Origin of the sequence: Rhodobacter capsulatus (assembly GCF_005144475.1) — a bacterium.
Taxonomy (GTDB): domain Bacteria; phylum Pseudomonadota; class Alphaproteobacteria; order Rhodobacterales; family Rhodobacteraceae; genus Rhodobacter; species Rhodobacter capsulatus_C.
This window is the reverse complement of the sequence record NZ_SWJZ01000102.1, coordinates 20248-30666: the sequence shown is the minus strand read 5'-3', so window position 1 is coordinate 30666 and position 10419 is coordinate 20248. Positions and strand designations below refer to the sequence as shown.

General features: G+C 67.0%; 8 protein-coding genes and 2 pseudogenes. 6 read left to right on the top strand and 4 right to left on the bottom strand.

What is annotated here, in order from left to right; genetic code table 11:
* A pseudogene (tnpA, locus tag FBT96_RS18330) lies at positions 1 to 691 on the bottom strand (IS66 family insertion sequence element accessory protein TnpA); the annotation flags it as partial.
* 72 nt (positions 692 to 763) lie between these two features.
* Between tnpA and FBT96_RS18325 the strand changes: the two are divergent.
* Positions 764 to 1128, top strand: a pseudogene (locus tag FBT96_RS18325) (transposase); the annotation flags it as partial.
* A gap of 292 nt (positions 1129 to 1420) precedes the next feature.
* Here the strand turns inward: FBT96_RS18325 and FBT96_RS18315 are convergent.
* Genes FBT96_RS18315 through FBT96_RS18305 form a run of 3 tightly spaced genes read right to left on the bottom strand, consistent with a single transcriptional unit; the run spans position 1421 to position 5710 of the window.
* Positions 1421 to 2473, bottom strand: a complete 1053-nt coding sequence (locus FBT96_RS18315) for a siderophore-interacting protein (protein ID WP_136909222.1) — start codon at positions 2471 to 2473, stop codon at positions 1421 to 1423.
* Between the two features lie 31 nt (positions 2474 to 2504).
* Complete coding sequence (locus tag FBT96_RS18310) at positions 2505 to 3593, bottom strand: ABC transporter substrate-binding protein (RefSeq protein ID WP_136909220.1); 1089 nt, start codon at positions 3591 to 3593, stop codon at positions 2505 to 2507.
* Positions 3587 to 5710: a TonB-dependent siderophore receptor gene (locus FBT96_RS18305; protein WP_212635406.1), complete on the bottom strand. Its 2124-nt coding sequence runs from the start codon at positions 5708 to 5710 to the stop codon at positions 3587 to 3589. The genes FBT96_RS18310 and FBT96_RS18305 overlap by 7 nt, the downstream gene beginning before the upstream one ends.
* A 152-nt stretch (positions 5711 to 5862) precedes the next feature.
* On the opposite strand from FBT96_RS18305, the gene FBT96_RS18300 reads away from it, so the two are divergent.
* The 5 genes from FBT96_RS18300 to FBT96_RS18280 all read left to right on the top strand — a co-directional run bounded on the left by FBT96_RS18300 (position 5863) and on the right by FBT96_RS18280 (position 10413).
* Entirely contained in the window at positions 5863 to 6501 is a 639-nt protein-coding gene (locus FBT96_RS18300; protein WP_136909218.1) for a TetR/AcrR family transcriptional regulator, read from the top strand.
* 117 nt (positions 6502 to 6618) lie between these two features.
* Positions 6619 to 7737 carry an ABC transporter substrate-binding protein gene (locus FBT96_RS18295; RefSeq protein ID WP_136909216.1) on the top strand — a complete coding sequence of 373 codons (1119 nt, stop codon included), beginning with the start codon at positions 6619 to 6621 and terminating at the stop codon, positions 7735 to 7737.
* Positions 7734 to 8780, top strand: coding sequence for a FecCD family ABC transporter permease (locus tag FBT96_RS18290; RefSeq protein ID WP_212635405.1), 1047 nt, complete (start codon positions 7734 to 7736; stop codon positions 8778 to 8780). Before FBT96_RS18295 ends, FBT96_RS18290 begins: the two co-directional genes overlap by 4 nt.
* Entirely contained in the window at positions 8777 to 9559 is a 783-nt protein-coding gene (locus FBT96_RS18285) for an ABC transporter ATP-binding protein (RefSeq protein WP_136909214.1), read from the top strand. Before FBT96_RS18290 ends, FBT96_RS18285 begins: the two co-directional genes overlap by 4 nt.
* Positions 9556 to 10413, top strand: coding sequence for an ATP-grasp domain-containing protein (locus tag FBT96_RS18280; protein WP_136909212.1), 858 nt, complete (start codon positions 9556 to 9558; stop codon positions 10411 to 10413). Before FBT96_RS18285 ends, FBT96_RS18280 begins: the two co-directional genes overlap by 4 nt.
* The last annotated feature ends 6 nt before the right edge of the window (positions 10414 to 10419 follow it).

Genomic DNA, 10419 nt, shown 5'->3' with positions numbered 1-10419 from the left:
AAACGGTCGGCCATGAAGTCCATCGACCAGACCGTGTTCGGTGCCTCCGGGACGTTGAGCTCTTCAGGTTTGTCACGCTTGATCCTTCGCCGCGGCGTTCACCATTGAACTTGAACCAATGGCGTCTCAATGGCTCACTCCGCAGGTTCAGTTCAAGCTCGCAGGAGATCCGATGGACACGCTTATGGTTCCACGGGTGCCCCTGGACGTTGCGCAGGTGCAAGAAGCACAATCCAAAGCCCTAGGTCAGGTGCGCCTTGGTCAGACCCTCCAGCAGGTCTGCGATGAACTCATTCTCGGCATCGCGCCTCGGGCTGTAGCGAAAGCAGGTCTCGGCTCGACCCAAATGCCCGGCAGGCCAGCGCGATGCTGACCCCCTTTGTCGCCACAGCCTTCTCGGCCAGCTCGCGGCGTTGAGCTGGCCGCGTCATTTTTTTCCGAGGGCTTCCTTGAGAAGATCGGCCTGCATGCTCAAGTCAGCGAACATGCGCTTCAGCCGCCTGTTCTCGTCTTCAAGCGCCTTCATCTGGCTCATCATCGAAGCGTCCATGCCGCCATACTTCGAGCGCCACTTATAGAAGCTCGCAGTGCTGATCCCATGCTCCCGGCAAAGTTCAGGCACCGACACACCGCTCTCGGCCTGACGAAGCACAGCCATGATCTGCGGCTCGGTGAAACGGCTCTTTCTCATTCGAATCTCCTCAGCTCACGCTACGAGAAAATTCTACTTCCGCATCCCCTTAACCACGGGGAGGATTACCGGATCAGTAGCGCCACGTTCTATGCCTGGAAGGCGAAGTTCGGCGGCATGGAGCCTTCAGAGGCAAAGCGCCTGAAGGCCCTCGAAGCGTGAGCCCGTGAACGCCACCGGTTCGAGAGAACGGGCGAAAAACGGCAAGCTGAAGCGACTGCTTGCCGAGGCGATGCTCGATCGGGCCATTGGTGCGCCATTGTTTCAAGCCCAATGGCGAGGACTGCGCTGAAGGATCTTCTGTCAAAAAAGTGGTGACGCCCGCCGCCAGGCGCGAGGCCGTCGCCCATCTCAAAAAGGGCTACGAGATGAGCGGGCGGCGGGCGTATTCGGTGATCGGGGCAGATCGGTTGAAGGTCGCGGTATCGGCCACCAGACGCAGCAGAGCGGATTTCGTCGCGACATGAAAATGCAGCGTCGAGATGTTGATGCCCAAGCGGGCCGCCACATCGCGGGTGCGCAACGCGGCGGCACCTTTTTCAAAGGATCAGCGCGATGGCGGCCGCCGCGATCATCTCGCGGCGCGTCTCGGTGCGAAGATCGTGTTGCGATGTGCAATGCGTGTCCATGGTTCAATCATGTGATTGATTTGCAAAATATCTCGAGAGGGGAACCCCGATGCGACCGGTGCCCCCCCTTGAGGCGCCCGCTTGACGCGACCGCACCGGCTCAGAGGTCGTCGTCGTGCGTCTCGCGGCGAGCGTCGCCGCGCTGGCCCTTGCGCCAGTAGCTGCCGATTTCCTTTTGCGCGGCGGGAAGGGCTGCGGCCAGATCGCGTGCCGCCCGGGCCATCCGCTGTTCCGCGCCCACCCAAAGATGCGCCCCCGGCCAAAGCGCAAGCGCCTGCGCCAGGGGGGCAAGCGCGTCCTCGGCGAAGCGATCAGGCGGCAGGAAGACCGGGTCCAGCCGGTCGGCGGGCAGATAGTCCGCCCCCTCGGGCAGGGCGGCGATGACCTGGCCCGGATGACCGCAGGGCAGGCTTTCCAGAATCCGCGCCATCGCGGGCAGCGCCGTCAGATCGCCCAGCAGGATCAACGGTCGCCCGGTCCCGGGCAAGAGCCCGCCGCCCGGCCCCATCACGCCGATCTCGTCGCCCGGCGCGGCACGGCGCGCCCAGTCCGAGATCTGCCCGCCCGGGTGATCGACGAAATCAATCAGCACCCGCCCGCGCACGGGATCGACCGCGCGCAGGGTGAAATAACGTACATGCAGCCGGTCCGCCCCTTCGGGCCAGCGCGTCGCGCCGCTCGCCGCCACCCCGGGCCAGACCGGCGCCCGCCCCGGATCGGCCGGGCGCATCAGCTTGACATGCAGCCCGTCGCGGGTGAGCGGGTCCAGATCCCCCCCCGCAAGCTCGAGCCGCGTCAGCCCCGCACAGGGCCGCATGCGCCCGGTCACCCGCAGCAGGCGAAAATTCGGCGGATGGCGCGGGATCGGATCGGGCCAGCGCAGCTGTGCCGCGGCGGCGGGGGCCAGCTCCTCCAGGTGATGGGCCACGGTTTCCTTGAGGAAATAAAGCGTGTTCGGGCTGACCGCCGTCAGGCCGATGCAAAGCCGCCCGACGCTCAGGCGAAAGGACAGCCGGTTGCCCTGAAAGCTGAAGGCGAAGGCGTCCGGAGTGTCGATCTCGGGGGCGATTTCGTGTTCAAGCGCATGGGCGCGCAGCGCCTGCAGCACGGTGGCGCCCTGCGGCAGGGCAAGCTGGGTTTCAAGCTGGATCATCTCTGGCTGACTTTCGAAACAGGGACCGGGCTCAGCCGTCGCGCAGCGACGCCCAGAGCGGACCGGGGATCGGTTGCGCGAAAAAGGCGTTGATCCGCGCAAGGGTGCGGGCAGGGTCCAGATCGGCGCAGCTTTCCGGGTGCAGCCACTGCGCCAGACAATCGACAAGTACCGGCAGCAGCACCGGCGACAACGCGAGGCCGGACCAGATCCCGTGGACCCGCCCCGTGCGGTTGGCGGTGCTGCCTTGCAACGCCAGCCGCCCGGTCATCGCGCGCAGACCCTCCCGCGCGGCCAGGGGATCAAGCCCGGGGGCGATGCCCGGTTGCAGCCCCGGGGCGATGCTGCCGCCGGTGGCGATATAGATCTCGGGATCGGTGGCCAGCAGTGCCTCGGAGGAAAGCTGCGCACCCCAGCCGTCGGAACCGGCCATCAGCGCGCCGCCCGCCAGATCGAAGAGCGGCCCCCAGAAAGCCCGCCCGGCCGCCCAGCAGCAATCGTCCAGCGTGGACATGATTTCCATGTAGCAACGCGGCCGACGGGGCAGGGCGCGGGTGCAGCCGGTGACCCGGGCGATCTCGGCGGCACCCAGATCGGCCAGCGCGGCGGCGCGTTCGGGGGTCTGCAGCACGGCGCCCCAAAAGGCCATCGTGCGGGCAAGCCCCTGCGCGGGGGGCAGCGCGTCATCATGGCCGCGCGTCCAGGCCAGCGCGATTCCCTGCGCGCGCAGCTGCGTCTCCAGCGGCGTGCCGCCCGGAGGCAGCATGTAACTGCTGGCGACCACCAGATCGGGCTGCAGCGCCAGCACCGATTCAACCGAGATCGTATCGGCGGAGAGCTTGCCGACCTCGGGGATGCCCTGCGGCAAAAGCGTCGCCGCGCGTCCAAGGTCGAGCCGCTCGCGGCTGGCCCAGCCGACGATCCGCGTCGCCGGATCGGGCAAGAGCGCCGTCATCGACAGATAATCCGTGGCGTCCAGCAGCACGATCCGCTTGGGCGGGGCGGCCAGCGACACCGGCAGGCCCAGGACATCGGCGGTCTCGATCGCCCCGGCCCGGGCCAGTGCGGGCAGCGCGAGCGCCGCGGCGCCGCCCAAAAGGAACCCCCGCCGCCTTACCATGTCTTTTGCAGGCTGAGGGTGACGGTGCGGCCCTCGCCATACTGGCAGTAATACCCATAGCTGCAGCTGGCGTAATAGGTTTCGTCGGTGAGGTTGCGGATGTTGAGCGCCACCTTCGTGCCCGCCAGCGCCGTATCGGCCATGCCCAGATCGTAGCGCATCCCGACATCGACAAGCCGGTAGCTCTCAGCCTTGACGGTGTTGGCGTCATCGGCATGGCTCGCCCCGACAAAGCGCACCCCGCCGCCCAGTTCCAGCCCCTCGGCCCGGCCCGCAAAGGCGTAGTTCAGCCACAGCGAGCCGAAATGTTCCGGCACCGCCTGCGGACGCTTGCCCACCACCCCGGCAGTGTTCGAACGCGTGACTTCGGTGTCCAGCAAGGTCAGCGCGCCGATCAGCTCAAGCTGTTCCGTCAGCTTGCCGCGGGCTTCCATCTCGACCCCGCGCGAGCGGATCTCGCCGGTCTGCACCGAAAAGCCGGGCGTGCTCGAGGGGGTGAGCAGGTTTTCCTGACGGATGTCGAAAGCGGCAAGGGTGAACAGCGCGTCGCTGCCCTCGGGTTGGAATTTCAGCCCCGCCTCCCATTGCTTGCCGCGGCTCGGCACGAAGGCATTGCCGCCGGCATCCACCCCGGCGACCGGCTCGAAGGAGGTCGCATAGCTCAGATAGGGGGCGGCGCCGTTGCCAAGATCGTAAAGCAGCGCCGCACGCACCGAATTGGCGGCGCTGTCCTGGCGCGAGACGGTGTCGGTCAGGTGGTTGTCGGTGTCGCTCGACACCCAGTCCCGGCGCGCCCCCAGCACGGCGCGAAAGGCGCCAAAGCTCATCTGGTCGCTGAGATAAAGCCCCTGCTGGCGGGTCGTCTGGGTGTTGTCGATATAAGTCGCGAAGGGGCCGATGCTGCCGCCATAGCCGGGCGTCAGCACGTTCAGCCTGGGCGCCGCGCCCAGCTCATAAGTCCAGCTTGCGCGCGTCCATTGCAGATCCGCTCCGGCCAGCAGCTGATGCCGGAGCGCGCCTGTCCGGGTCTCGTATTCCAGATTGGTATCCCAGGCGAGCCCCTCGACCGCTTCGACCGAATGCACCGCGGCGCGGTAAAGATCGCCCGTGGAGGTGATCGGCGCAACCATCTGGATGCCCTTCATGTCGCTCTCCACCCGCATCGCCCGCAGCTTCGAGCGCAGGGTAAGACCGGGGGCAAAGCCATGTTCGATCCCGGCGAAGACGGCGGTCTGGGTGCGGTCGAACCCCTCGTAGCCAGGGTCCCCGATGTTCAGATCGCGATCGAGCGCATCGGCGAAATCGGGCGCAAGCGAGGTCGGATAGATCGAGTTGAAATAGCCCCCCTCGGGGTCGCGCTGCCAGAAGGCGCCAAAGGTCAGCCGCGTCTGGTCGGTGGGCTGCCAGACCAGCACCGGCGCCACCGCAAGGCGTTGCTCGTCCACATCCGCGTAACGCGCGCCCGCATCGCGGCCGACCATCGCCACCGAATAGTGCAGCTTGCCCTCGGCATCGAGGGTGCCATGCTGCGCCAGCCCGGTCTGCACCCGGTTGTTCGAGCCGACTTCCAGCCGCGCTTCGCCGCCGCTGCTGCCATCGGGGCTGCGCAGCGTCATGTTCACCAGCCCGCCCGGGCTGGTCTGGCCGTAAAGCAGCCCCGAAGGCCCCTTGAGCACATCGACCCGGTCGAGCAGGAAGGGATCGACCGCCGCCTGGGCAAAGGCCTGACCGCGCGGCAGCCGCAGCCCGTCCAGGAAAGCGGCATAGGCGGTCGAGGTGCCAAAGCCGCCAAAGCCGCGCAGGAACACGCTGTCATAGCGGGTCGAGGCGTCGATCTCGGACAGGACCCCGGCGGTATAGCGCAGCGCCTGACCGACGGTCTGCGGGTTCTGGTCGTCGAACTGCTTGCGCGTCAGCACGGTCAGCGCCTGCGGCGTGTCGGTCACCGGCGTGTCGGTCTTGGTCGCGGAGCGCATCTTCGGCAGCGCGTAGGAGGTCGATGTATCCGCGACATCGCCCGTGACCGTGATCGCTTCAAGTTCGGTTGTGTCCTGCGCCACAGCCGTCGCTGCGGTCATGCAAAGGGCAGCTGTCACCGTGACGGCCTTGCTGATCATCGGGCATCTCCGTTCGTTGCGGTGAGTCTTCCTAACAAAACGGGAATTATCAGTCCAGTTATTTCCTGACACTTTTAATATGGCTTTCGCGCCTTGAGATTGCTGCGAAAATCCGCGCATAGTCGGGCACCCACGGATAGAACCGGACAGGCATGACACCGACCCAGACCAGACGCACCCAGCGCAGCGGCCGCCCCAGCCGCGAGGAATCCGAACAGCTGGCGGCGCAGATCCTGGACGCCGCCTGTCGTCTGTTCATCGAACAGGGCTTTGGCGCGACGACGATGGAGCAGATCGTGGCGGCTTGCGGGATCGGCCGCGACACGCTGTATCGCCGCTTTGCCACCAAGGAAGAACTGTTCGCCGCGGTCTCGCGCCGGTCGCTGGAACGGACGCTGCAGTGGTTCGAGACGACGATGCAGCAAGCCCCCGACGCGCCGCTCGACCGGGTGCGCCATCTGGCGCGCTGGTTCCTTGAAGCCAATCTCGAGCCGGATCTGCTGGCGCTCAAGCGTGAAGCCTTCATCGAGGCGATGCGTGCAAGGCCGATCTTTGGCGAAGACCCTTTCACCCCGCGTCTGGTCGAGGCGATCTCCGCCTCGCATGCCTGCGGCGCGCTGCAGGCCCCCGACCCGGCCTTTACCGCGCAACAGCTGATTGCCGCGGTGGTTCTGGGGCCCAGCAACGAGGCGCTGATGGGCCAGATGCCGCTGCAAGAGGCGCAAGCGCGCGAGCAGTGGTTTGAAAAGGCATGGGCGCTGTTTCTGTCGGGGGCGCGCTGCGGCGCATAGCCTCGCACAAAGCGGTCCGGGCCTTTCTTGACTGTTTCAGTCGGCCATGGCAAAGCTGCCCGCAGCCACCCCCCCGAAGGGCAGCCAATTTCCGAATTCATCCGATCCGGGGGAAAGATGTCACTCCTTACCTTGGCGCGCCGCAGCGCGCTGGGCCTTGCCGTTGCCGGTCTTGCCGTCCTGTCGGCCGAGGCCGCCGAAACCACCGTCACCGATGTTCTGGGCCGCAAGGTCGACGTGACCCTGCCCGCCGAACGGGTGGTGCTGGGACTTTACTTCACCGATTACATTGCCGTGGGCGGCACCGAAAGCTTCGACAAGGTCGTCGGCCTCTCGCGCGAGGCCTGGGAGGGCTGGACGCCGACGAACTGGGCGCTGTTCAAGACCGCGATGCCGCAGATCGAGACCATCGCCGATGTCGGCGAATTTGAGGTCGGCACCTTCTCGGTTGAAAAGACGCTGTCGCTCGCCCCCGATGTGGTGGTGCTGGCGGATTGGCAATATCAGGCGCTCGGCTCGGACGAGGACCGCCTGAACGCAGCGGGCGTCGATATCGTCGTCGTGGATTACAACGCCGAAGACCCGGCGCGGCATGCGAAATCGACCGAGCTTCTGGGCCAGATCACCGGCCGCACCGACCGCGCGGCCGAGCTTTCGGCGCTGTATCAGGGCACGGTGGACATGGTTTCGGACCGGCTGGCCAAGGCCGGGCTGCCGAAGCCCCGCGTCTATGTCGAATTCGCCAACAAGGGCCCCGAGGAGATCGGCAACAGCTTTGGCAAAAGCATGTGGGGGGCGCTGGCGACGCTGGCGGGGGGCGACAACATCGCCGCGCCGGTGATCGACAATTGGGGCCCGCTGAGCGAAGAGCAGATCCTGACGGCGCAGCCCGAGGTGGTGGTGCTGGCCGGTCGCGAAACCGAGCTGACGAAGAACCCGGCGGCGCTGGTGATGGGGGTCGGCATCGACCGGGCCGAGGCGCAAAAGCGGCTGGCGGGCTATACCGCGCGCAACGGCTGGGCCGAGCTGCCCGCGGTGCGCGACGGGCGCGTGCATGCGGTCTATCAGGGCGCCTCGCGCACGATCGCCGATTTCGCGATGATCCAGGTCTTTGCCAAGGCGTTGTATCCGCAGGTCTTTGCCGATCTCGACCCCGAAGCCGCCTATCGCGATTTCTGGAAGACCTATCTGCCGGTCGTGCCCGAGGGCACCTTTGCCATGACATTGGCACAGTGACCGCTTCTTTGCCAAAGGGCCTGTCGCAGGCCATCGCCGCCCAGCGCCGGAGCGAATTCCGGCGCTGGCGCATTCTTGTGGTGATGGCGGCGTTGTGTCTGGTGGGCCTTGTCTTCGATATCGCCACCGGCCCCGCGCTGCTTTCCCCCGCCGAGGTGCTGACGGCGCTTTTGCACCCCGACGAGGTGGCGCCGATGACGCGGATCATCGTGCAGGATCTGCGCCTTCCGATGGCGCTGATGGCGCTGGTCGCGGGGGCGGCGCTGGGCGTCGGCGGGGCCGAGATCCAGACGCTTTTGAACAACCCGATGGCCAGCCCCTACACGCTTGGTCTTTCGGCGGCGGCGGGGCTGGGCGCCTCGCTTGTCATCGCCTTTGGCAGTTTCGGTCTGCCGTTGCCGCTTGCGGTGCCGATCGGCGCCTTCGTCTTCACCATGCTCGCCTCTTCGATCCTGTTCGGGCTGGCATCCTTGCGCCGGGTGTCGTCGAGCATGCTGGTGCTGGCGGGCATCGCGCTTTTGTTCCTGTTTCAATCCTTCCTGTCGCTGGTGCAGTTCCTGTCCGCGCCGGAAATCAGCCAGCAGATCATGTTCTGGCTGTTTGGCAGCCTGACGAAATCGAGCTGGACCACGCTTTTGGTGACAACGGCGGTGACGGCGGTTTGCGTCATTTTGCTGTTCCGCGACGCCTGGCGGCTGACCGCGCTGAAGCTGGGCGAGACCCGGGCCGCAAGCCTTGGCGTCGATGTCGCGGCGCTGCGCTTTCGCACCCTTGTGCTGGTGGCGGTGATGACGGCGACAGCGATTTCCTTTGTCGGCATCATCGGCTTTGTCGGTCTGGTCGCGCCGCATGTGGCGCGCATGCTGGTGGGCGAGGATCAGCGCTTCTTCCTGCCCGCATCGATGATCGCGGGGGCGGCGTTCCTGTCGGGGGCCTCGGTTCTGTCCAAGGTGATCTTGCCCGGAGCGCTGTTTCCGGTCGGCATCGTCACCTCTTTCGTTGGCGTGCCGTTCTTTTTCTGGATCCTGTTGAGGGCGAAATGAGCGGGCTTGCGCTGGAAACCCTGACGCTGCGGCGCGGCGCGCTTTACACGGCGCGCGGGATCGGGCTGCAGGTCGCCCCGGGCGAGGTGGTGGCGATCCTTGGCCCGAACGGGGCGGGAAAATCGACGCTGATCGGCGCGATCTTCGGCGAGATCCGCCCCGAGACCGGAACGATCCGGCTTGATGGCGTGCCGCTCGCGCCGCGGGGCCTGCGCGCCTGGCGCAAGCCGATCGGCTACATGCCGCAAGACACCGGCATCGAGGCGGCGCTGTCGGTTCTCGATGTCGTGCTGATGGGCAAGCTTGACGCGCTGCACATGCATCTGTCCGAGGAAGACATCGCCGAGGCGCTGGCGGCGCTGGCCGCCGTCGGCATCGCCGATCTGGCGCAGCGCGAGATCAGCTCGCTGTCGGGCGGGCAGCGGCAGATGGCGCTTTTTGCGCAGGTGATGCTGCGCCAGCCCCGGTTGCTTTTGCTGGACGAGCCGGTCAGCGCGCTCGACATGCATCACCAGATGGTGCTGTTGTCGCATGTGAGAGCCGAAACACGGGCAAGGGGGCTGGTGACGCTGATGGTGCTGCACGATCTGAGCCTTGCGGCGCAGTTTTGCGACCGTCTCGTGCTGCTGGCCGGGGGGCAGGTCCATGCCGATGGCCCGCCCGCCGAGGTGCTGGACCCCGCGCTGATCGGGCGGCTTTACGGGATCGCGGTCGAGCGGTTGACCGACAGCCGCGGCAATCCGGTCATTCGTCCGCTGCCACCGGAGCCGCAGCCATGACCCGGATCGCCCTTGCCACCTGCGCGCGCTGGCCCGCGCCCGCGCTGGGTCTGGCCCGGCTGATCGATCTGCTCGCGGCCGAGGGGATGGCCGTCGATCATGCCCCCTGGCAGGCGGGCACCGACCCCTTTGCCGGCGCCGATCTGGTCCTGCCGCTGGCTGCCTGGGATTACGCGGAAACGCCGCAGGCTTTTGCCGATTGGATCGCGGCCGTTGCCGCCGCGGGGGGGCGCTTTGGCAATCCGGCCGGGCTGATGCTCTGGAACATGCACAAATCCTATCTGTGCGATCTGGCGCAGCGCGGCGTGGCGGTGGTGCCGACGGTGGTGCTGGACCGCCCCGAGGCGGCGCAGATCCGGGCAGAGCTTGCGGCGCGCGGCTGGGCGCAGGCGGTGCTCAAGCCCGCGATCGGGCAAAGCGGCCTTGGCGTCACGCGGATCGCCGCGACGGGGCCGATGCCCGCCTTGCCCGAGGCTCCGGTCGTGCTGCAGCCGTTTCTGGATCAGGTCGCCGCCGGAGAGACCTCGCTTGTCTTCATTGCGGGCGCGTTCAGCCATGCGGTGCGGCGCAATCCCGCCGCGGGCGATTTTCGCGCCAACACCCAGTTCGGCGCCACCGTGCAGGCGGTCGATCCCGGCGCGGCGCGGACCACCCTTGCGAGACAGGCGCTGGCGGCGCTGGGTGCGGCACCGCTTTATGCCCGGGTCGATCTGCTGAACACGCCGCGCGGGCCGGTGATTTCCGAAATCGAGCTGATCGAACCGGCGCTGTTTCTGGACCATGCCGCGGCGACGATGCGGCGCGGCCTTGCCCGGCGCTTCGCGGCCGCGGCGGCGCGGCGGTCCGAAACATAACCGGCG

What these genes read in the sequence shown, in the direction of transcription:
- FBT96_RS18310 (WP_136909220.1), bottom strand. Translation starts at nt 3,593, where the DNA reads ATGGTAAGGCGGCGGGGGTTCCTTTTGGGCGGCGCCGCGGCGCTCGCG.
- FBT96_RS18300 (WP_136909218.1), top strand. Translation starts at nt 5,863, where the DNA reads ATGACACCGACCCAGACCAGACGCACCCAGCGCAGCGGCCGCCCCAGC.
- FBT96_RS18305 (WP_212635406.1), bottom strand. Translation starts at nt 5,710, where the DNA reads ATGATCAGCAAGGCCGTCACGGTGACAGCTGCCCTTTGCATGACCGCA.
- FBT96_RS18315 (WP_136909222.1), bottom strand. Translation starts at nt 2,473, where the DNA reads ATGATCCAGCTTGAAACCCAGCTTGCCCTGCCGCAGGGCGCCACCGTG.
- FBT96_RS18285 (WP_136909214.1), top strand. Translation starts at nt 8,777, where the DNA reads ATGAGCGGGCTTGCGCTGGAAACCCTGACGCTGCGGCGCGGCGCGCTT.
- FBT96_RS18280 (WP_136909212.1), top strand. Translation starts at nt 9,556, where the DNA reads ATGACCCGGATCGCCCTTGCCACCTGCGCGCGCTGGCCCGCGCCCGCG.
- FBT96_RS18295 (WP_136909216.1), top strand. Translation starts at nt 6,619, where the DNA reads ATGTCACTCCTTACCTTGGCGCGCCGCAGCGCGCTGGGCCTTGCCGTT.